The sequence below is a fragment of the Lacrimispora sphenoides genome, from assembly GCF_900105215.1.
GTDB classification, from domain to species: Bacteria; Bacillota; Clostridia; order Lachnospirales; family Lachnospiraceae; genus Lacrimispora; species Lacrimispora sphenoides_A.
Map to the genome: position 1 here is coordinate 262,612 of NZ_FOIP01000001.1, position 22,849 is coordinate 285,460.

Annotated in this window: 19 protein-coding genes; 5 read left to right on the top strand and 14 right to left on the bottom strand. The window is 44.7% G+C overall.

Annotated elements, in window-relative coordinates; translation table 11 throughout:
* The first annotated feature begins 14 nt into the window (after positions 1-14).
* Positions 15-1,634: a glycoside hydrolase family 13 protein gene (locus BMW45_RS01180; RefSeq protein ID WP_092240188.1), complete on the top strand. Its 1,620-nt coding sequence runs from the start codon at positions 15-17 to the stop codon at positions 1,632-1,634.
* 59 nt (positions 1,635-1,693) lie between these two features.
* On the opposite strand, the gene BMW45_RS01185 is transcribed toward BMW45_RS01180, so the two are convergent.
* The 4 genes from BMW45_RS01185 to BMW45_RS01200 form a co-directional block, all read right to left on the bottom strand.
* Complete coding sequence (locus tag BMW45_RS01185) at positions 1,694-2,431, bottom strand: MurR/RpiR family transcriptional regulator (protein WP_025231646.1); 738 nt, start codon at positions 2,429-2,431, stop codon at positions 1,694-1,696.
* A gap of 179 nt (positions 2,432-2,610) precedes the next feature.
* Positions 2,611-3,930, bottom strand: coding sequence for an aspartate kinase (locus tag BMW45_RS01190; protein ID WP_092240189.1), 1,320 nt, complete (start codon positions 3,928-3,930; stop codon positions 2,611-2,613).
* Between the two features lie 121 nt (positions 3,931-4,051).
* A complete protein-coding gene (locus BMW45_RS01195) occupies positions 4,052-4,633 on the bottom strand; it encodes a hydrolase (protein WP_092240190.1) in 582 nt (193 codons plus the stop codon).
* A 46-nt stretch (positions 4,634-4,679) separates the two neighbouring features.
* Positions 4,680-5,147, bottom strand: a complete 468-nt coding sequence (locus BMW45_RS01200; RefSeq protein ID WP_092240191.1) for a 2-thiouracil desulfurase family protein — start codon at positions 5,145-5,147, stop codon at positions 4,680-4,682.
* A gap of 470 nt (positions 5,148-5,617) precedes the next feature.
* Between BMW45_RS01200 and xdh the strand changes: the two genes are divergently transcribed.
* The 3 genes from xdh (at position 5,618) to BMW45_RS01215 (ending at position 10,658) form a co-directional block, all read left to right on the top strand.
* Positions 5,618-8,236, top strand: coding sequence for a selenium-dependent xanthine dehydrogenase (gene xdh / locus BMW45_RS01205; RefSeq protein WP_092240192.1), 2,619 nt, complete (start codon positions 5,618-5,620; stop codon positions 8,234-8,236).
* Between the two features lie 86 nt (positions 8,237-8,322).
* On the top strand, positions 8,323-9,354 hold the full coding sequence (locus BMW45_RS01210; protein WP_092240193.1) for an XdhC family protein: 1,032 nt from the start codon (positions 8,323-8,325) through the stop codon (positions 9,352-9,354).
* 101 nt (positions 9,355-9,455) lie between these two features.
* Positions 9,456-10,658 carry an FprA family A-type flavoprotein gene (locus BMW45_RS01215; protein WP_092240194.1) on the top strand — a complete coding sequence of 401 codons (1,203 nt, stop codon included), beginning with the start codon at positions 9,456-9,458 and terminating at the stop codon, positions 10,656-10,658.
* Between the two features lie 97 nt (positions 10,659-10,755).
* Here the strand turns inward: BMW45_RS01215 and BMW45_RS01220 are convergent, their stop codons facing one another.
* The 9 genes from BMW45_RS01220 to BMW45_RS01260 form a co-directional block, all read right to left on the bottom strand.
* On the bottom strand, positions 10,756-12,792 hold the full coding sequence (locus tag BMW45_RS01220) for a beta-galactosidase (protein ID WP_092240195.1): 2,037 nt from the start codon (positions 12,790-12,792) through the stop codon (positions 10,756-10,758).
* A gap of 84 nt (positions 12,793-12,876) precedes the next feature.
* Positions 12,877-13,683: a carbohydrate ABC transporter permease gene (locus tag BMW45_RS01225; RefSeq protein WP_025231634.1), complete on the bottom strand. Its 807-nt coding sequence runs from the start codon at positions 13,681-13,683 to the stop codon at positions 12,877-12,879.
* Positions 13,676-14,569 carry a carbohydrate ABC transporter permease gene (locus BMW45_RS01230; RefSeq protein WP_025231633.1) on the bottom strand — a complete coding sequence of 298 codons (894 nt, stop codon included), beginning with the start codon at positions 14,567-14,569 and terminating at the stop codon, positions 13,676-13,678. The genes BMW45_RS01225 and BMW45_RS01230 overlap by 8 nt, the downstream gene beginning before the upstream one ends.
* A gap of 24 nt (positions 14,570-14,593) precedes the next feature.
* Positions 14,594-15,913: an ABC transporter substrate-binding protein gene (locus BMW45_RS01235; RefSeq protein WP_092240196.1), complete on the bottom strand. Its 1,320-nt coding sequence runs from the start codon at positions 15,911-15,913 to the stop codon at positions 14,594-14,596.
* A 121-nt stretch (positions 15,914-16,034) separates the two neighbouring features.
* Complete coding sequence (locus BMW45_RS01240; protein ID WP_166433257.1) at positions 16,035-16,964, bottom strand: AraC family transcriptional regulator; 930 nt, start codon at positions 16,962-16,964, stop codon at positions 16,035-16,037.
* Positions 16,965-17,154: 190 nt separating this feature from the next.
* The gene (locus BMW45_RS01245) at positions 17,155-17,667 is read right to left on the bottom strand and encodes a ferritin (protein WP_054790660.1); all 513 of its coding nucleotides are present in this window, start codon (positions 17,665-17,667) and stop codon (positions 17,155-17,157) included.
* A 258-nt stretch (positions 17,668-17,925) separates the two neighbouring features.
* Positions 17,926-20,097 (bottom strand): protein translocase subunit SecF, encoded by a 2,172-nt coding sequence (secF, locus tag BMW45_RS01250; RefSeq protein ID WP_092240198.1) that lies wholly within the window; start codon positions 20,095-20,097, stop codon positions 17,926-17,928.
* A gap of 39 nt (positions 20,098-20,136) precedes the next feature.
* Positions 20,137-20,565 carry a hypothetical protein gene (locus BMW45_RS01255; RefSeq protein ID WP_092240199.1) on the bottom strand — a complete coding sequence of 143 codons (429 nt, stop codon included), beginning with the start codon at positions 20,563-20,565 and terminating at the stop codon, positions 20,137-20,139.
* Positions 20,566-20,696: 131 nt separating this feature from the next.
* Positions 20,697-21,272, bottom strand: coding sequence for a MarR family winged helix-turn-helix transcriptional regulator (locus BMW45_RS01260; RefSeq protein WP_092240200.1), 576 nt, complete (start codon positions 21,270-21,272; stop codon positions 20,697-20,699).
* A gap of 277 nt (positions 21,273-21,549) precedes the next feature.
* Here BMW45_RS01260 and BMW45_RS01265 point away from each other — a divergent pair, with 277 nt between their 5' ends.
* Entirely contained in the window at positions 21,550-22,077 is a 528-nt protein-coding gene (locus BMW45_RS01265; protein ID WP_092240201.1) for an AraC family transcriptional regulator, read from the top strand.
* Positions 22,078-22,179: 102 nt separating this feature from the next.
* Here BMW45_RS01265 and fsa read toward each other — a convergent pair whose 3' ends face one another.
* Complete coding sequence (gene fsa, locus BMW45_RS01270; RefSeq protein ID WP_092240202.1) at positions 22,180-22,833, bottom strand: fructose-6-phosphate aldolase; 654 nt, start codon at positions 22,831-22,833, stop codon at positions 22,180-22,182.
* Positions 22,834-22,849: the final 16 nt, after the last annotated feature.

Here is a 22,849-nt window from a genome sequence, read left to right on the forward strand (position 1 = left end):
GAAGGAAAAAGAATATGGACAGAAAATGGTGGAAACAAGCGGTTATATATCAGATTTACCCCAGAAGCTTTAAGGACAGCAACGGGGATGGGATCGGAGATCTTCAAGGGATTATCTCCAAACTTGATTATTTGAAAGAACTTGGAGCAGATGCTCTCTGGCTCTCCCCGGTCTATTGTTCCCCACAGGATGACAATGGTTATGATATATCCAATTATCAGGATATTGATCCAATGTTCGGGAATTTAGAAGACATGGAAGAGTTGATTGTAAAAGCAGGCAGCCGTGGGATCCGGATTATCATGGACCTTGTTTTAAACCATTCTTCCGATGAGCATCCATGGTTTACAGAGGCGAAAAAAAGTAAGGATAATCCCTATCATGATTATTATGTGTGGAGGGATGGCGTGGAAGGAACTGCTCCAAATGAACTAAGAGCCGCTTTTGGAGGCTCCGCCTGGGAGTGGGTTCCGGAACTTGGGCAATACTATTTCCATCAGTTTTCAGTGAAACAGCCGGATTTAAACTGGGATAACCCAAAAGTACGCCGGGAGATACAGGATATGATCCTTTGGTGGATGGAGAAAGGAGTCGGCGGGTTCCGGCTGGATGTCATCGATTTAATTGCCAAGGAGCCTGACCGGATGATCACAGCGGATGGGCCAAAGCTCCATGAATTTATACAGGAATTAAGCAGGGAGACCTTTCAGAAAGGAGATTTAGTCACCGTGGGTGAAGCATGGAGTGCAAATCCGGAAAATGCCGTTCGTTACAGCAATCCGGATGGCAGTGAGCTTTCCATGGTATTCCAGTTTGAGCATATCTGCCTTGACCAGAAAAAGGGCGGGGAAAAATGGGACATAGCCCCTCTTCCATTCCTGGAATTAAAGCGTGCCTTATCCACCTGGCAGGAATCCCTTTACTGCAAAGGCTGGAACAGCCTGTTCTGGAATAACCATGATCTGCCGAGAATTGTATCCCGCTGGGGAAATGATAAGGAATATCGAATAGAATCTGCCAAAATGTTTGCAATCCTCCTTCATGGAATGCAAGGCACCCCCTATATCTATCAGGGCGAAGAACTTGGAATGACCAATGTAAGATATGATATGGAAGACTACCGGGATATTGAAACGTTAAATATCTATAGGGAAAGAACCGGGGCCGGATATAATGAAGCAGATGTCATGGAGTCTATCTATACAAAAGGCCGGGATAATGCGAGAACACCGATGCAGTGGAATAATGGCAGAGAAGCTGGATTTACAGATGGAACTCCCTGGATCAAGGTGAATCCAAACTATCCCGAAATTAATGCAGAGGCCGCAATGGCAGATGAAAACTCTATTTTTCACCTTTACCAGAAGTTAATTGAATTAAGAAAAACCTACGACGTATTCGTAGATGGGAAATACCGGCTTCTGATGCCGGAGGATCCCGATCTGTTTGCCTATACCCGTACACTGGAAGAAACTACTTTGCTTGTAATTTGTAATTTTTACGATAAAACAGTTCATCTGCAGCTGCCGAAAGAGCTTGACCGTGAGAAAAAACAGTTAATCAGCTCTTATACGGATGAAGGCCTTACAGATGTGCTCAGGCCGTATGAAGCCAGAATGTATCTGATCAGGTAATTGAAAGGAGGAGAGCCGGAAACGGCTCTCTTCCTTCGTTTGTCTGCCATGGGCGTCTTTTACTGGCACTCATTCAGTTCTTCTAACACCTGGCTCATTAAATATTCAAATACCACAATCACCCTTGCATAAAAATAATTGGACTGCAGATTCCGGTCATCCAGCGTCTTATCATCCAAAATCGGAATATTGACGGTAGACGTACGGCCAATATAATTGCTCTGTTCTCCTGTAAAGGATACAATATCCACCTGATTTTCATTTGCGTAGTCAACAAGCTTTGCAATGGTATCTGTTTCCCCGCTCTTGGAAACTACGATAACAAGTGATGCGCCAAGACGGTTTTTATCATATACTGCATAGGCATTGGTCTTAATAACCCGGAAACCGGTTACCAATAGCTTACGCTCTATATATTCCGCCAGTGGTGAGGAAAATCCGGTAGCAGATACTAAAATAATATCATTTCTGTGTTTTTTTAACTGGCCCATAAAATCATTTAGTAATTCATCTGGTATATCGCTTATAAAGCTGGTAATATCCGACAGTCTTTCTCTATTTTTCCTATGACTCGTAATCATAAAATTAAGACGGTATATCATATCAGTATATCCGGTATATCCCATCTTTTTTGATAATTTGATGATCGTTGCAGCAGATACAAAATTTTGGTTTGCAACTTCACGTACTGCCATATGAAGTACCTGTTGATTATTTTCCAGAATATAATTTAATATCTGGGTTTCCGTATCTGTCAGCTTATATTTATCCGCCAGTTTATAAACATCAAATTTCATATCGCCCGCTCACCTTAATCCCTTCCGTTTTTATGATATCCCCTGATGTCAATATCATTCATCCCACTGGTCCATCAATTGGTGACCTCAGACAGCACCCTTGGCTTTAAGCAATGCTCTTAAGGCGCACAAGAAAAAAGACAGGCTGTCAGGTACTTCCTTTAGCCTGTCTTTCTTTCTTAAACCTCAGTCGTGATAAATATATCATAAATTGCCTTGATCGCTTCCTCAAAATCAGCATTTTTTACGCCAATGATGATGTTGAGTTCGCTGGATCCCTGGTCAATCATTTTTACGTTTACCCTGGAATGGGCAAGGGCCGAAAAGATTCTTCCGGCAGTCCCTCTGGTCGCCTTCATGCCACGGCCTACCACAGCCACCAGCGCAAGGTCTGATTCCATCTCAAGGAAATCTGGTTCTACGGCCCTGTGGATCCCTGCAATGACAGACTGCTCATAATCTTCAAATTCTGACTGATGAACAAAAACGGTCATGGTATCGATTCCTGACGGCATATGCTCAAAGGAAATGCCGTACTTTTCAAATACCTCAAGAACCTTTCTCCCAAAACCAACTTCCGCATTCATCATGGCCTTTTCAATGTTGATGGAGCAAAAGCCTTTCTTTCCTGCAATTCCCGTAATGGTATAATGAGGCTTTCTGCAGGTGCTCTCCACAATTAAAGTTCCTTTGTCATCAGGCTTATTGGTGTTCCGGATGTTGATTGGGATTCCTTCTTTTCTCACCGGGAAAATGGCATCCTCATGAAGAACACTGGCTCCCATATAGGCAAGCTCTCTTAACTCCCGGTATGTAATGGTCTCAATGACCTCAGGATTCTTGATGATTCTGGGATCAGCCACCAGGAAACCGGAAACATCCGTCCAGTTTTCATACATATCCGCATGAATGGCTTTTGCAACAATGGAGCCTGTTATATCGGAACCGCCTCTGGAAAAGGTCTTTATGGTCCCATCCTCCTTCGCTCCGTAAAAGCCCGGAATCACAGCTCTCTCCACATGTTCCAGGCGCTCTGAAAGCTCCTTATTGGTAAGCTCTGCATTAAAATTACCGTCTGCATCAAAGAAAATCACTTCAGCTGCGTCAATGAATTCGTAGCCTAAGTATTCCGCCATCACCATTCCATTTAAGTACTCTCCTCTGGAAGCCGCATAATCACGCCCAGCCTTTTTAAGGAAATTTTCTTCAATGGTCACAAACTCATGATCCAGATTCAGATTAATATGAAGTCCGTCAATGATCTCCATATAACGCTCCTTGATTTTTTCCAGAATCTTTTTATAGCTTTTTCCATCTGCTGCCCCATCATAACACTGGTATAACAGATCAGTCACCTTTTCATCCTTGTCATTTCGCTTGCCTGGTGCTGATGGCACCACAAACCGTCTGCTCTTATCCCCGCGGATGATCTCGCCAACTTTCTTAAACTGCTTTGCGCTGGCCAAAGAGCTTCCTCCGAATTTCACAACTTTTTTCATAGGCATATCTCCTCTGATACAGGTTATCATTACATATTTAACGGAAATAATATCCTAATTGGTATCAGCTGTCAAGTATTTTTCGATAATCATGCATAATTTTCCATTTTCATGCATAAACTTACTCTTCCATTTCCTGGTTTACCTTCTCTTCGCAGGAACGCATGGCGAGGATGGTTTTTTCAAACAGCTCATCAAGAGTCCAGCCTAAATTCTCTGCGCCTGACGCGATCACTTCCCTGGAACAGCCTGCCGCAAACTTCTTGTCCTTAAATTTTTTCTTAAGGCTTGAGACTTCTAAGTCCATAACACTTTTTGAAGGGCGCATCCTGGCGGCTGCTCCGATGAGTCCGGTCAGCTCATCCGCTGCAAACATGATCTTTTCCATCATATGCTCCGGCTCTACCTCAGAACATATGCCGTAGCCATGGCTGCATATGGCATGAACGAGTTCTTCTTCCGCACCGATTTCGGATAGAAGCTCCGGGGCCTTTATACAATGTTCCTCGGGAAACTGTTCAAAATCCACATCATGAAGCAGCCCTGCGATTCCCCAGAATTCTTCCTCTGATCCAAAACCCATTTCTCCTGCGTACCAGCGCATTACCCCTTCCACGGTCAGACCGTGAAGGAGGTGAAACGGTTCCTTATTATATTTCTTAAGTAACTCCAGTGCCTGTTGTCTTGTGATTGCTGTATTCATAGCGCCTGCGTCTCCTTATCTATAAAATTTTAGCTTTTTGTTTCCTTTAAAAGGACTCTATGCTGCTTTCTCCCGATACGAGGATTCCGTTTTCTTCCAAAAGCCTTGCGGTCACCCCGTCTCCTGGAACCTTTGTCCCTGAAAACGTCCCGTCATAAATGCAACCATGGCCGCAGGACGGACTCCGTTCCTTCAAAATTGCCCGCTTACAACCATATAGCCTGGCCAGTTTCAAGGTTTCCTCTGCTCCCTTTATAAAGCTGTCTGTCACGTCTTTTCCAGACCGGTCCACCACGCGGATCTCATCGTGATCACCTGTTACGACTTTAACAATCTGCTCCGCTGGCTCTCTTGGCGTCTCTAAACCTCCAAGCTGCTCCGGACAGACCGGTATGAAATTGTATTTCTCTATAAGCCCGATCAGGCTCTCCTGCCTGCCATTTCCGCCGTCATAGCGGCAATTGACTCCCAGCAGGCAGGCACTCACCAGAATGTTTTCTTTTTCTCCGCCCATCTTCCGCCTCCTTTTTCCTTACTTCTTTCACACCTTTTTGTAAAAAAACATCCTCCAGGCAAAAGCCCAGAGGACATCAATTCTTAGTCTCTTTTCATTATAGCACACGGAGTAAAATTTGCAATATTTTTGAAGTTCAAAATATTTTTCCAGTATATAAAAATTTGTTAGATACCCCTTAAAAACACCTTTATTTTCCAGCTCTATTTATAGATTTTATCTATAAATAAAAGCGAGGAAACCTCCTGTTTAAGCGAAAAAACGCATGTTCTAACTTTTTTTGTATGTGACTAAAAATTTTTTATATTTTCGTGGAATATCAATTGTTTTTGTATCATTTATATGTTAAAATGTATGAGAAAGAAGAATCACAACGCCATTTTTAACAAAATTATGCAAGAGAGTATTGTTAAAAACAATGTGCGGAATTATATAATATCAACTAAGAATGAAGAGAGAGAGGTATTGTCATGTATGTAGTAAATGTCAACGGCAAGGATTACCAGTCAGAAGAAGATTTAACATTAATGGATTTTCTCAGAAACAGACTTGGTATTACTTCCGTTAAAAACGGTTGTAAAGAAGGTGCCTGCGGTACATGTACAGTAATTGTGGATGGGAAGACTGTCCGTGCCTGCATTCTGAAATTGTCCAAACTGGAGGGCAAGAAGGTGCAGACCATAGAAGGATTTACACAGAGAGAACGGGATGTCTTTGTCTATGCCTTTGCGGCAGCCGGCGCCGTACAGTGCGGTTTTTGCATTCCGGGCATGGTGATCAGCGGCAAGTGCTTAATTGACCAGAATCCCAATCCAACCAGAGATGATGTAAAACAGGCGATCCGCACAAATATCTGCCGTTGTACAGGCTATACCAAAATAGAAGACGGCATTTTGCTTGCAGCAAAAATGTTCAATGAAAATTTAGAGGTTCCTGAACTTAAGCAGACTGCTGCCATAGGAGAAAGAACCTGCCGTGTGGATGCGGAAGCAAAAACACTGGGTACTGCCAAATATGCGGATGATTATTATCTGGAAGGCATGCTTTACGGAAAGAACGTGTTCACCAAATATGCACGCGCTAAAATAAATGGAATCGATACCAGCAAGGCTCTTGCAATGCCCGGCGTAGTCGCTGTCTATACGGCAAAGGACATTCCTGGAGACAGGTATATCGGACATCTGGCACATGACTGGCCCGGTATGATCGATGTAGGCGAAGAGACAAAATGCATCGGCGACACCCTTGCTATTGTTGTGGCAGAAACGATGGAACAGGCGTTGGCGGCAGTAAAAGCCGTAGAAATAGATTGTGAAGAATTAGAACCAATCCGCTCCCCAAAGGAAGCCATGGTACCAGGCGCTCATCAGGTACATGGCGAAGGCTTTATGCATTTTGGCAAATTCAGAACTCCGGTAAATAACCTTCTTGATCACGAGGAGGTAAAACGGGGTGACGCAGAGACAGCTCTTGCAAATTCCAAGTATGTTGCAGAAGGCACCTTCTTCGTTCCTCCAACAGAGCATGCGTTCATGGAACCGGAAACTGCTGTTGGTATTCCTGATGGCGACGGTGTTAAGGTAATTACCGGAGCACAGGGTATTTATGATGAACATCACGAATTAAGTGCATATCTTGGCCTCCCTCTGGAGAAAGTAAGAATTCAGAGTGCTTTTGTCGGCGGCGGCTTCGGCGGAAAGGAAGATATGAGCGTTCAGCATCAGGCTGCTCTTTGTGCTTATTTATCAAAGAGACCTGTAAAAGTATCCTTCTCCCGTCAGGAAAGCATTAATTATCATCCAAAGCGTCACGCCATGGAAATATACTGCAAGATCGGCTGTGATGAAAACGGTATTATCCAGGGTATGAAGGCAAGGCTTCTCTCTGATACGGGAGCTTATGCATCTTTAGGCGGTCCGGTACTTCAAAGAGCCTGTACCCATGCAGGTGGACCATATAATTACCAGAACGTGGACATCGAAGGGGATGCTTACTATACCAACAATCCGCCTGCAGGTGCATTTCGCGGGTTCGGCGTAACACAGTCCTGTATGTCAACGGAAGCTTTAATCAACCAGTTAGCAGATCAGATGGGAATATCCGGCTGGGAGATCCGTTACCGCAATGCCATCAGACCAGGCCAGTCCCTTCCTAACGGGCAGATCGCCGATGAAGGCACCGGTATGTTGGAAACCCTGGAAGCAGTAAAAGAAGATTTTGAAAAATATGAGGCAGACCCAAATTATTTCGTAGGAATTGCATCTGCCATGAAGAACGCAGGAATCGGTGTCGGTCTTGCAGACGTAGGCCGCTGTATCTTAAGAGTACGTGACGGAAAAGTTGTTACAGGCTCTTCTGCTGCTGCTATCGGCCAGGGACTTCAGACCATAACCTTACAGATGGTCTGTCAGACCACAGGTCTTGCACCGGAACAGGTAATCGTTGGACATCCGGATACAAAATACACACCAGACTCCGGAACCACAACCGCCTCCCGCCAGACCGTATTTACAGGCGAAGCAATCCACATTGCCGCAATGAAACTGAAAGAGGATTTGGATGCAGGACATTCCTTAAGTGATCTGGAAGGCAAAGAATATTATGGCGAATTTGATTTTAAGACAGATCCTATCGGCAGCGACAAACCAAACCCCGTAAGCCATATTGCTTATGGTTATGCAACTCAGCTTTATGTTCTTGACACTGAAGGAAAAGTTGTCAATATAATTGCAGCCCATGACATAGGCAAAGCCATCAATCCTCTTGCCGCAGAAGGCCAGGTAGAAGGCGGCGTTGCAATGGGTCTTGGTTATGGACTGACAGAGGACTTCCCATTAAAGGACGGCATTCCACAGGCTAAATTAGGTACTTTAGGCCTCTTTAAAGCACCTCAGATGCCTCCTGTTGACGTACGGTTCATTGAAAAGAATCCATCTGATGTAGCATTTGGAGCAAAAGGCGTAGGCGAGATCGTATGTGTTATGGGAGCACCTGCTTTGCAGAATGCTTATTTCAAGAAGGATGGTGTATTCCGTTACAAACTTCCTTTGGACAATACGTTCTACCGTAAACCAAAGCCAGCAAAATAAATAGTTACCAGAATACCCAAAAAAGGGCGGAATGTATACCGCCCTTTTTTATTACAAAAGCGCGAGGCAGCAAAAGGAGTACTCATATGACAGCAGGTTTTTATGAAGAATTAAAAAATGCCGATAAAAACACGAACTTAATCAGCCTGACAATCGTTGAAGGACAGGGGCTTGGAGCCAAAGCCCTGTGGTCGAATGGAGAAATCATCTGCAGGCAGGGAGACGAAAAAGCGTTTGATGCTTTTTCAGAGGATTTAAAAAGCATAGACAAAACCCAGACCATAAAATCTCAGGACAGCACTCTGTTCTGCGAATTTGTGACAGGAGAAAAGTATATGGTTGTATGCGGAGCCGGCCATATTTCCATCCCAATCATCAGAATCGGAAAGATGCTGGGATTCCATGTTACAGTGATTGATGACCGGTTATCTTTTGCCAATACCGCAAGAAAAGAAGGGGCTGACACCGTTATCTGCAAGCCTTTTAGGGAAGCCTTAGAAGAGATCAAGGGAAGCACCGGCCATTACTTTATCATCGTCACCAGAGGACACCGGTATGACCAGGACTGTTTATCTCAGATCATCGGCAAAAAAAATGCCTACATCGGTATGATCGGCAGCAAAGTCAGGGTAAGGCTTGTAAAGGATTTTTTAGCAGACGAAGGAATCAGCAGAGAGCTGCTTGACCAGGTTTACACACCCATCGGACTAAAGATCAACGCCCAGACCCCGGAGGAAATCGCCGTGGCAATTATGGCGGAGATCATTCAGGTAAAGAACGGAAGTAAAAAAAGCTTTGGCTACCCAAAGGAAATCCTTGACGGTCTCACTTCCCAGGAGTTATCTGACATGCCAAAATCCCTTGTCACCATTGTTTCCAGAAAAGGCTCCGCTCCCAGGGATGTAGGCTCAAAGATGGTTGTGATGCTTGACGGGAGCACCATTGGGACCATCGGAGGCGGCTGTGTGGAATCTGAGGTGTGTACCGCAGCGAGAGAAGTTGCCAGAGATAAAAAGCCGGTATTAATGAAGGTTGACATGACTCCGGGCAACGCAGAGGACGAAGGCATGGTATGCGGAGGCGTTGTAGAAGTATATATTGAGCCGGTCTTAAGCTGAACACACAAATTGGCCTTTAAAAAACACAATGACATTTTCCGAAATTTATAGTATACTTCTATAGATGGATTAGTATGAACGAAAGAAAGGAAGGCTGCACCATGTATTGTGTAAAAACTATTAAAGATGATTTGTTCTGGGTTGGGGGAAGTGACCGCCGTCTTGCCCTGTTCGAAAACGCCTACCCCATTCCGAAAGGGATTTCCTATAACTCCTATGTCCTGCTAGATGAAAAAACCATTCTTTTTGATACTGTTGACCGGGCTATCACCGGACAGTTTTTGGAAAATGTGGAAGCAGTCCTTGGAGGGCGGAATCTGGATTATATCATTGTAAATCATATGGAGCCGGACCACTGTGCCACTTTGGGTGAAATGGTCAGAAGATATCCGGATGTAAAGGTGATCTGCAATGCCAAGACTATCCCGATTATCAACCAGTTTTACGAATTCGGCGTTGATTCCAGAGCTGTCATTGTGAAGGAGGGGGACACGTTCTGCTCCGGCAAACATACCTTTACATTTTATATGGCTCCCATGGTTCACTGGCCGGAAGTAATGGTCACCTACGATACCATGGACAAGGTTCTATTTTCAGCCGACGCCTTTGGAACCTTTGGCGCAATGAACGGAAACTTATTTGCAGATGAAGTAAATTTTGAACGGGAATGGCTTGATGAAGCCAGAAGATACTATTCCAATATTGTAGGAAAATACGGCCCGTCTACCCAGACTCTTTTAAAGAAAATCTCTGATCTGGACATTCAGTTTCTTTGTCCTCTTCATGGACCTGTATGGCGTTCCGACATTTGCTGGTATATGGATAAGTATCTTAAATGGAGCAGCTATACTCCGGAAGAGAATGCTGTGATGATCGCCTATGGCTCCATTTACGGAAATACGGAGAATGCCGCCAACATCCTGGCATGCCGTCTGGCAGAACGCGGCATCCGCAACATTGTCATGTATGATGTATCCAATACCCATCCGTCTGTGCTCATTTCAGAAGCATTCCGCTGCAGCCATCTGGTATTTGCATCAGCCACCTATAACGGAGGTATTTTCAGCAGCATGGAACACCTGCTTCTGGATATGAAAGCCCATAACGTACAAAACCGCACCGTTGCCCTTATGGAAAATGGTTCCTGGGGTATCATGGCAGGCAAGAAAATGACTGAGATTATTTCTGAAATGAAAAATATGACCATACTGGATCAGACCATTACCATCAAATCTTCTGTAAAAGAGGATCAGCTGGCTGATATCGGTGCTTTGGCCAATACCATCGCAGAATCCATAAAGTAATTTTCTCAAGAAAATACCGGGGAAACAGCCTGAAGCAGCCGTTTCCCCGGTATTCCTCATTTACCTGTTCCTACTGATATCGATTCGGGATATTCCTTCAGTTTTGGTGCAGATCTCTTCTAATAATCACCGTCCCATAAGATTCTATTTCACCCTTCCCTGAAATCTCCCCAAGAAGAACCGCTCCTTCTGAAAGGCAGTCCAAAAGCTTCTGTTCCAGCGCAACCGGTTTTTGGCTGAAATTCTGAAAAAACAGATACTCATACTGATCCGATTCCCTTGAAGTCACTTCAACCTCTTCCGGTATCCTCCCTTCCACAAGAGGTTTAATTCCGGCTTCACAAGTCACATTCCAAAATAAATCATCATAAAAATCCTGCCCGGCATCTGCGCATACATAAAAGGCAGTTCCACTTCCATAGTGATTTTTCGTAAGGGCCGGATATCCCTTATAAAAATCATTTTCATATACCATAAGGACTTCTGCTCCTACTAGCCTTACCAGATCGCAGAGATTACGGCACTCATACCGGTCTCCTTTTTCTCCGGAGGCAGGAACCATATAATTGCTCTCCCAGTCATAAAGTCCGTCGATTTCCGTGCTGCGAAGCCCTACCACTTCCCGGAGCCCATGGGGAACACCTTCAAGAAAGCACCTGTCTGATTCATCCACAATTCCGGACCAGTAGGTCGTTACCAGCTGACCACCATTACGGACAAACCATTCGATTTTTTCTTCAATCCTGCTGCGGTATAAGTAAAGCATAGGAGCGGCCACAAGCTGGTAATCCTCCAGGCCGTCATCCATGGTAATCACATCCACATTAAATCCCAGCTTTTTTATAGCGCTGTAGACCTTTACACAGGTCTCATGATAATAAAGCCCTTTATTTCTTGGACCTTGTGCATCTTCCATTGCCCAGCGGTTTTCCATATCATAGATCAGGGCTGCTTTGGGCCGCACTCCTGTCCCGTACAATTCCCCTAAAAGGGCAAGCTCTTTTCCTATGGAGCTGACCTCCTCAAATACTCTGGTGTCTGTCTTTCCATAATGGTCAATGACTGCTCCGTGGAATTTTTCAGAGCTTCCCGGGCTTTGGCGGATCTGAAAATACAAGACGCTGTCCGACCCGTGGGCAACTGCCTGCCAGGAAGCCAGCCTTAAAAGGCCGGGTTTTTTAAGCTTACTGACTCCCTGCCAGTTTGTACTGCTTGGACAGGATTCCATGAGCAGAAACGGTTTCTTCTTTAAGCTTCTCATGAAATCATGCTGCATGCCGTTGTCCCTGGCCGTAAGAATCTCCTTTTCTTTGTGCCACAAAGGATAGGTGTCCCAGGAAACCACATCCACTGCTTGAGAAAGCTTCCGGTAATTAAGTCCCTGATAGTCATACATAAAATTGGTGGTAACAGGTTGTTTTGCTCCCGCTTCCCGTAAAGAGGCAGCCTCCCACCGGACAAAATCCATGGTCTGATCCGTCACAAACCGTTTCCAGTCCAGGTTTAATCCATGTACCATGCTCTCTCCTATGGCGGAGGGGCTTTCCACCTGGTCAAAGGACTGATAGCCGTGGCTCCAGAATGCTGTGCACCAGCTCCTGTTTAAGCGGTCGATGGAACCATACCTCTGTTCCAGCCATTTCCGGAACGCATCCTGGCACAATGGACAGTGACACTCACCGCCGTATTCATTGGAAAGATGCCAAAGAAGAACTCCTGGATGAGAGCCAAACTCCTTTACCAGCCTTTCATTGATACGTTTTACCTTTTCCCTGTATACAGGAGAGGTGTAACAATGATTGTGACGTCCCCCAAAACGCTGGCGCCTCCCTGTATCATCCACCCGGAGTACCTCCGGATATTTGTCTGCCAGCCATTTGGGACGGGCACCGGATGGGGTACCCAAGATGGTGTATATTCCATTTTCATAGAGCTGATCCAGCCGTTCCTTTAACCAGGAAAACTCAAATTTTCCTTCCTCCGGCTCCAGGAAGGACCAGGCAAACATCCCCATGGTAGCCGTATTGATCCCGGCCTTTTTCATATATTCCAAATCCTTTTCAAGAATCTCAGGCTCTTGAAGCCATTGTTCCGGGCTGTAATCCCCTCCGTGCCATATGCCAAGATTTTTCATATTTTCTTGCTCCTTTTCTTCATAAAAATACCGCAGCCGATTCCATATCCGGAAGCCGGCCGCGGCATCTGATTTGATTTCTTTTTATTTTACTGCTCCTGTGATACCTTCTGCAAAGCTTCTTTGCAGCAGGAAGAAAACGATTACTGTAGGAATGGTGCAGACTAATACTGCCAGCATAAGGATTCCATAATCGGTCACATATCCTTCCGTTAAATTGGCCACAAGCATTGGCATGGTAATGCTGCTTGCATCGGACATGATCACCTTAGGCCAAAGGTAACTGTTCCAGGCGCTCATAAAGGTAATGGTCATAGCTGCCGCATAAGTGGAGCGCATGGTAGGCAGAAACATCCGGTAGAAAATCTGGAACTCACTTAACCCGTCAAGCCTTGCCGCCTCCATGATATCCGACGGAAAGGATCTTGCACTCTGGCGGAACATCATAATCAGAAACGGGGTGGATATGGTGGGAAGGATAAATCCCAGGGTACTGTTTAACAGCCTTGCACTTGAAAACATCCGGTAAAGGGGAATCATGGTTGCTGCAAAGGGAACCATCATGGCCAGCAGGATCACGCTCATAACCCGGTCCTTTGCCTTGTCATGAAAGACTTCAAACCCATATCCTGCGATGGAACAGACCAGCAGGGAGAAAAACGTCATGATAATGGAATATTTAAAGGAATTCCCAAGGGCTGTGGCAACATTCTGGGAAGCGAACAGCTTCTTCACATTGTCAAAAAGTGCTGTTCCGAATATCAGGGTCCCTCTGGTCACATCCACGCTTTTATTGGTAGCCGCAACCATCATCCAGTACAGGGGAAACACTGAGATGACAGAGACAATGGTTAAAAATGCATATGCAAAAAACTTTTTTCCCTTAGTCACGCTTATCACCTACCTTCAGCTGTATAAATGCAAGAACTGCCACCAGAATCAGGATCAGGTAAGACATAGAAGCTGCATACCCGAAGTTTGGCACATACTTGAATGATACATTATAAATATAGTGAGACATGGTAATGGTGGAATTAGCCGGTCCGCCGTTTGTTAAGTTCACGGACTCATCAAACAGCTGCAGGGTACCGTTGGTGGACATGATGGCCGTCAGCAGAATGGTGGGCCTTAAAAGCGGAATCGTAATCCGGAAGAAGGACTGAAACGGAGAGGCTCCGTCAATTTTTGCCGCTTCATACACGGAATACTCAATATTCTGTAAGCCGGATAGATAGAACACCATATTATAGCCTGTCCACCTCCAGATGAGGGCAAGGATAATTACGATCCTTGCAGAATTTGGATGACCCAGGAAGTTGTATCCTGTGGTCAATATTCCAAGCTTCATCAGAACGATATTGACCAGCCCATCCACTGCAAACAGGGAACGGAAAATTACTGCATAGGATACGAGGGAGGTTGCACAGGGCAGAAAAATCGCAGTACGGAAAAGCCCCTTGAACCGCAGGTCTTTATTGTTCAGCAGAGAAGCCAGGACCAGAGCCGATACAAGCATGATCGGAACCTGTATGATCAGGTAAATAAAATTGTTTTTTAGAGCCTGCATAAAAACAGGATCCTTGAACATTCTTACATAATTGGTCCCGCCTGTCCACTTCATTGCCGCGCCGATTCCTGTCTGAAAGGAAAGGAACAGTGCCTGGATCATGGGCAGAAAGCTCATAACCGCAATCAGGATGACTGCAGGCGTTAAAAATGTCCAGCCCGCAAGGCTCTGCTTCTGGCCTAAGGACAGCTTTTTCTTTGAATTTCCCACTGAAATGCCTCCTCCCTCTTATTTTTATTTACCCATTGCAAACTTAACTGTATCTTCTGCTGTTTTAATTTCTGAATCTATGTCAGCTCCTGAGACTACATGAGTAATGGCAGTTGCAACCGCATCACGGGCCTCATAATAATAAACGCCTGTATTATTGGAAGGAACCTTTGATGCAAACTCTGTGATCTGTGCATATACCGGCTTTCCTCCGAAGAATGTCTGAGGTTCTCCATAAACCTTACTGTCCGCTGCCGGAAGATACGTTGCCAGTGCTCCGGACTTTGGAAGAATGGTCTCATAGAAAGGAATGCTTCCTGCAAAGGTCTTTGACAGGAAATCTGCGGCCAGTTCCGAATTCTTGCTTCCGGCAGTTACTGCCCAGCTGGAACCACCGTTATTGGAATAATTGGTTGCATCGTTTACTCCCTCAAGCTTCGGGATATTGGTAATCGCCCAATTGCCGGACTGGTCTTCTGCTGTCTGGATGCTCGCCATAATCCAGCAGCCGTTGATCGTTCCTGCCACAGTGCTGTTTGTCATAGTTCCAACATACTGATCCCAGTCATTGACTTCCACAAGCACGCCGCTCTTAACTAGGGAAACATAGGTTTCAATAACCTTTTTCAGCTTATCATTTCCAACCATGCTTGGGTTCCCGTCCTTATCAAAGAGGCTTCCTCCTGCGGACTGGAGCATGATCATGATCAGATCAGACTCTCCTGCTGTACAGGATAACAGAGGTTTTCCTGTCTTTGCTAAAATCTCCTCACCCATGGACTGATACTTGCTCCAGGTAATATCTGTAAAGTCTGCTTCCGTATATCCGGCTTCTTTTAAAACATCGGTACGATAGGCTGCAATCGCAGCTCCGTTATCAAAGGGAACTCCGTAGTTTTTCCCATCTACAACAGAGTAGGCAGTTTTAGCATTTGGGAACTTTGAAAAATCAACTCCGCTTCCGGTTAAATCCTTAAAGGCGTCAGGGTAACTGATTACATTCTTCTGAAATGCATTATCCTGCATTAACAGGATATCAGGAAGAGTATCCAGGTTTTTAGAAGTAGCCGCCGTCGTCAGCTTGGTCTGCACGTCAGCCCAGGGCGTCTCCACTACATTCAGCTTGAAATCCGGATGATCTTTCTGGTACACCTTTGCCGCTTCTTCCATTGCATAAATGTTAAATGCAGGATCCCAGCACCAGACAGTCAGTTCGTTTGCGGCCTTAGCCCCATCTCCTGTCTTTCCTCCTGCATTCTGTCCTGCACCGCCAGAACTCCCGCAGGCTGTCAGGGAAGCCATCATGGCTCCGGCCAATAATATGGATGCAAATCTTCTCTTCATATCAAAACTCCTCCTCTTTCATAAAAAATTTGGCTTGTATGATAAATTCATTATACCAATGTTTTTTGATTTAAAGTCTTTAGATTCAATTAAAAAATGCGCATATTCGATCATTATTCCCTTAATCCCAGCCTTTTTGAGCGCTGATTCTGTAGTGGAGCAGCTTTCCTTCATAATTTTCTTTTGATTTTTTCCATTGATAAGGGGAAACATTTAATATTTTTCTAAAATTCCGGTTAAATGCAGAAATTGAAGCAAATCCCGACTCCTCCCCAACCTCTTCCATGGATTTCCCTGTCTTTTTCAGCAGTTCACAGGCACTCTGAACCCGGATTAAGTTGATATAGTCCAAAGGCTTCATATTCATTCCCTCTTCAAAAACACGGCGGAAATGGCTTTCACTCATGTTGCAGGCCTCTGCCAGACTGCTGACCTTGATTTCCTGGTGATAATGCGTGGCAACATAATCCAGGGCTCCTGCTAAAACGGCGTCACTGCCCCTGCCTCCTACGATCCGCTCCTCATCATCGGAAAGCCGCAGAAGTTCCACCACAAAAGCATTAAGATAGCCCCGTATGCTGTCTTTGTAATAAGGCTTTTTATGCCGCGCTTCTTCCATAATCCCTAAAGTCAGTCTGGACAGGCCGGGATTGTCCTCTCCTGACAGAAGGTATCCGGTTCGATGGAGCCTTTTTAATATGGTGCTTTGGTGCACCGGGTCATGGCCGTACACTTCAGATACTGTTTTTTCCAGGTCAATGTACATCCACTCCCAATACCCCTTTGTCCCCTCCACAGTGTTCGTGGTATGAGGAAGCCTTGGCGGTACGATCATCATGGAATGGCTGGAAAAAGGAAGGCGTTCCTGCCCCAGGACCACTTCTCCGTCCCCCCAGTGGCAATATCCGATTTCCATGAGGTCGTGAAAATGAAGGTATTTGATATCTTTCCCATATTCCCGGATCCAATCCTCCCCCAATAGAGCCAGAACCACTTCCGTCTCCGGAATCACATAGTAGCGCAATTCCACCTTCTCCCTTTGTTTTGCCACAAACATCTTTCCCCCTTTGTCCAGATTGTTTCTAAAGCAGCGGCAGCTTTTTGCGGTAAAAACAGAAAAAGCATCCCCTGCCATGAAATATTGCTTCTATCATGGCAGAGACTGCTCTTCTTTTGTTTATGGTTATGATACCGTGTAGAGTCAATCGGATATTCACAATCCGCTACCCTGCTTGCTGAGGTTAAATTACAAGAGAAGGCGGCGTATAAACCCTTGCCGTCAACTCCGAATCCAGCAAATACAATCCCTTGGGATCATTTCCAAATAAGTCATATCTCTTTATAATCTCGTCCGTATTTTTTTCCTCTTCATTCTGTTCTTTTACGAACCAGTCAAGGAACTGCATGGTACGGAAATCTTTTAATTCGTAAGCTGCTCCGTAAATATCATGAATGGAGGCCGTTACCTTCACCTCATGTTCATAGGCAGCCATGGCCGGCTGGCGGAAATCCGTGTAAACAAAATCAGGAGCCTTAATATCTTCCAGTACAACCTTTTCGCCGTTGTTAAGTAAATAATTCATAAAGAGCATGGCATGATCCCGCTCTTCCTGGGTCTGGATCTTAAACCAGTTAGCAAAACCGTTTAAATTACTGTCCGCATAATAGTTTGCTATATCCAGATAGATGTATGCCGAATACAGTTCAAAATTGATCTGTTTGTTAATTTTTGCAACAATTTCTTTATTTAACAAAATCTACGCCTCCTTTTTCCTTGTTTTTTCTATTGATTCATTTCTATCAGATTGAATTGACATTCAAAATGATATGTTATATTCTAACATTTATTACCAAATTATTCAATGGTGTAATAAAAATTATTTATTTTAAATAGCGTCTGATAATATCCCGATCTGGCATTATTTATAAACATCTTCACAAAAAAGGCCGCTGCTTTGTCCCCGATTCCTCATTGACAAAGCAGCGGCCCTTACAGGCTTATAAATCGCTTTTTACTTTTTAACCTTTACTTTTCTCTTCTCCCACATAGCCCAAAGCGTACCTGCCACGCAAATGGAGGAATAGCATCCGGTCAGGATACCAAAGAACATTGGAAGTGAGAACTCCAAAATAGACCCGATCTGGAAGTAAACGGAAGCTGCCAGAATGATAAGCACGCAGATTCCCGTGGTACAGGATGTATTGATGGACCTTCCAAGGGTCTGGGTGGTACTGATATTTACCAGCTCATCGACCGGCATTTTGGTATCCTTCTTTCTGTTTTCACGGATTCGGTCATAGATAACGATGGTATCGTTAATGGAATAGCCGATTATCGTTAGGACGACCGCCACAAAAGCATCGTTTAACGGAATCCGGAACAACACGAATACAAAGAACACCACAATTACATCATGGAGCAGCGCAATCATTGCAGTAACTCCTGCAGGAAGGCCGGATATTGCTGAAAACCGGATCCAAACATAAACAACAATGAAGAGCAGAGAAAGTACAATAGCAACCGCTGCGTTCTTCATCGCCTTTGCTCCGATATAAGGCTCAACAACATAGGTCTCTGACAGCTTTGCATCTGCATTGTCGGAGGTACTGTTGATGGCATCCGTTACCTTTTTCTGATCTTCCGGAGACATACCCGAATTTCCTGCAAGTGTGACGGAAAGTCTCTTAAGTCCGGTCATGTTATCTTCCTTGATCTGAACGGTAACCGGCCGGTTTGTCTCTTTCTCAATGGCAGCCTGGATCTTACCTGTATCTGCTTCGTCTGATACGGAATAGCTTAATACTGCACCTCCGGTAAACTGGGTATCCAGCTTTACTCCAAAGATGAAGCAGCCTATAATTCCAAAAAGTATAACCGCTCCGGAGATGATTCCAAAAATATATTTCTTCTGATAGAACGGTATGATTTTTTTATCTTTTCTAATACGGAACCATTTTTCATCATTCCATGGTGCATTCTGGATCATGGATAATAAAAGCTGCTTGGAAACAGAAACACCTACCAGGAGGTTCACGATCATACCGATCAGTAAAGTATAACCAAAACTCAGCATGGTGCCTGAACCTAAGAACATCAGGATTATTGCAACAATGGCTGTAGTCACATTTCCGTCTAAAACTGATGAGAATGCATTTTTATATCCGGTCAATACTGCACCCTTTACGGAAATCCCCTTTTTCAGTTCATCCGAGATACGTTCTGAGATAATAATATTCGTATCCACCGCCATACCTATAGTTAGGATAATACCGGCGATACCTGGAAGGGTTAATGTATACTGGGGAATAGAAACGGCAAGCATCTGCAGAACCGTCTGCAGTACCAGAGTGACACATGCAACTGCGCCTGGCAGCTTATAAAATACCAGCATAAATAAACAGATCACTAAAAATGCAGCCAATCCTGCATAAATCATAATCGATAAAGCATTGTTACCAAGAGAAGGGCTTATGGTGGAGAAATTGGTGGTCTTAAGGGAAAATGGAAGAGAGCCTGCATTGATCTTCTCAGCCAGATTCTTTGCATCATCATAATCCTGCATTCCTGTAATAACTGCCTGTCCGCCTGATATCTTAGTCTGCACTGTTGGACTGGAAATCAGATCCTGATCCATGTAAATGCTCATCCGTTTTCCGATCAGCTTTCCTGTCGCATCTTCAAACAGCTTAGAGCCTTCTGCATTAAAGCTAAGAGCTACCTGATAGCTCTTGATCCCGTTGTTATTTGCGGTCTCAGGGGCTGCGTTCTGTACATCTTTTCCCTGGATCAGAACATTACCATCAGGATCCCGGAATGTAAGCTCAGCCATCTCACCTAACTCCGCAATGGCCTCTTCCGGGTTAAAATTGGTCTCCCCGGATTTCCATGGGAACCGGACGATGATATATCCTCCGTTTTTATCCACGGTCACCTCACGGTCAACGATATTCTGGTTATCCATACGAGTCTCTATGACCTGTCTGGCTGTATCAAGTTCCTTTTCTGATGGGGTGCGGTCAAGTCCCTGGGGTTCAAATACTGCCTCTACTCCTCCGCGGATGTCGATGCCGTAACGCATTTCACGTACGCCCTTAATACCGCTTCCGGCCCCAAATGCCGCAACACAAATGAGAGCCGCAATTACTATTAAAATTGCAGCAAGCATTTTCTTTCCTGGCTTCATTGGTTATCCTCTTTTCTTATTATTATTTTAAATACTTTTTTAAATTCCAACCCTTGCTCCTTTCTCACCATCCGAATCATGGATGTACCTGATCAGATACTCCCTGCCGGCATACCCCTCCTTCATCAACATGGTTCGTCCCGACCATAATATAAGCGGGGCAGGCAGGAATAATTCTTTGACCGCCAGATACTTTAATGGTAAGATTCCGATTAAGTACCTGCTCCAGGCATCAACCAGAGTTTCACCCGCAGCCTCTTCCTCTAAGGCTCCCGGAAATTCAGCAACCGCGTCATTTTTTTTCGAATGAGTATATCCCTTTGGCAGGACCTGCGTTATAATTAAAAGGGCCTGTCCAGGTATCCAGTCCATGCCCAGCGCATTCAGTTCTCCAATAAGTAAGGCAATACAACATAACAGTGCCAGTATCCGGCTAACAGATCTGGTTTTCTTTACCTGGCATTTCAATGGTACTCCTCCTGCGGCAGCCGCATCATAAAACATAATAATCGGATGATATCCTGTTGCATTGTACTACAATTTTTAACGAAACACAACCCTGGTCTTATGGAAAATGCCATATTCATGACGTAGTTTATTCAGGGCTTAATTTTTTTCAGAATTTGTTCCAGCGAACCTTTTTCTTCCTCCGTAAGCAGGGAAAAAATACTGTCATTCTCCCTCTTCCACTCCCTCATATGTACTTTGGCCGACTCGTATCCCTTACCGGTCAGTGAGATCTTTATGTCTTTTCCTCCATCCTGCTTCCGGCTGATATAGCCCTTTTTCTCCAGCTTTTGCAAAGCCTCCTCCAGCTCTTTAAAAAGCGGCCCTGCATTTTCCTTAAGCTCCTTTTGTGTCAGGTCACCTTTTTCAGCCAATTCTGCCATTATATAAAGCCTGACCCCTTTCCCGCCCTGCTTCCCGGCTTTCCGCTCAGGCAGCAGACGGCTGACATTATTAAAAAGTTGCATAAGTCTGATTTCGGACTGAATATCTTTCCATTCATCCGTTTCAGGATTCATGGCTGGTTCCTTTTTTTCTTCTTTTACCTTCTTCTCTTCCTTTTTTCTCTTTTCCGCCAATGCTCTTCCTTTTCCGCAGTGGGGATCTATTAAAGAACAATTTCTTTTGCAGTATGGGCAGTGTTCTTTAGCAAGTATTTCATTTTTCATTCCGGTTCCTCCGTTCGTGCATTTTAAAACTTATATTCCAACATTGCAAAGCTTGCCATTCTCCTTAAATTTCCAGTAATGGCTATGATCCGTTACAAAATCTTATAACCATTTTATTACTACTTTTTTAATTATGCAAGAGTAAGATCCCCAGGCTTCTGTTCCGGGGAATCCATTGGTGAAATTGTACAACGTTTAAAATTTCAGTTGCATTTCATTTTATATCATTGTACTGTGAAAAAGGACCGGTCCTAATACAAGGAAAGAAGGAAATACAATGACTTTAAAAATAGAACATATAGCTCCCTGCTCCATGGCCTATATCAGGCATACCGGCCCTTATGGTCCGGGCAATACAGAGACCATGGAACGCTTAAAGCACTGGGCAAAGTCCAGGGATTTAATGAACAGCCATTCCGTCATTCTGGGTATCGCCCAGGATAATCCACAGATGATACCGCCTGAAGCATGCCGGTATGATGCCTGCATCCTTCTGCTTGACGGATACCCTGGCGGTAGTTCTGTTGGTGGTTCTGGTGATAGTTCTGGCGATGGCTCTGTTGGGGGCTCTGTTGATGTCTATTCCACTGAAAAAGAGGTTCACATTGGCAGCATCACCGGGGGCAAGTATGGAGTCTTTACCATCGATCACACAGCCGAGGCAGTTAAGCGGGCCTGGGAAGAAGTTTTCCCCCATCTTTTTGCAGAAAGCTATATTCCTGATTCTTCACGTCCGATTTTAGAACGTTATAAGGCAGAGCTTATAGAACGGCACCTTTGTGAAATCTGTATCCCTATTCAATAAATCCTGGTTGAATGTCCGGCATGATAAGGGCTTAAGGAATCAAAAAATAGAAAGAAAAAAGGGCGAAGCCTGAAAAGGCTCCGCCCTAAATTACTCTACTGTTTATTCACCAAATACTGCTTTATAATCCGCCTTGAATTTCTCAATTCCCTGATCGGTCAGCGGGTGCTTTACCATCTGTACCAGTACACTATAAGGTACCGTAGCAATGTCGGCTCCTGCCTTTGCACAGTCGATGACATGGATCGGGTTGCGGACGCTGGCTGCAATGATTTCTGTCTCGATTCCGTGTTCCCTGAAAATATCCATGATGTCACAGATCAAATCAATACCTGGCATAGAAATATCATCCAGACGGCCTAAGAACGGTGAAACGTAGGTTGCGCCTGCACGGGCAGCTAAAAGTGCCTGAGCGGAAGAAAACACCAGTGTCACATTGGTCTTGATTCCTTCAGCAGTCAATACCTTAACGGCTTTCAGTCCTTCCACGGTCATAGGGATCTTTACAACCATATTGGGATGGATCGCTGCGATTTCACGACCCTCTGCGATCATGCCCTCTGCATCCTCAGTTGTTGCTTTCACTTCTCCGCTGATGGGTCCGTCCACAATAGAAGTGATTTCTTTGATGACTTCAACGAAATCCCGGCCTTCTTTGGCGATCAGGGACGGATTCGTGGTAACACCGCAGATGATGCCCATATCGTTTGCTTTCTTTACGTCTTCCGTATTTGCTGTATCGATAAAAAATCTCATGGCAATTCTCCTTAAA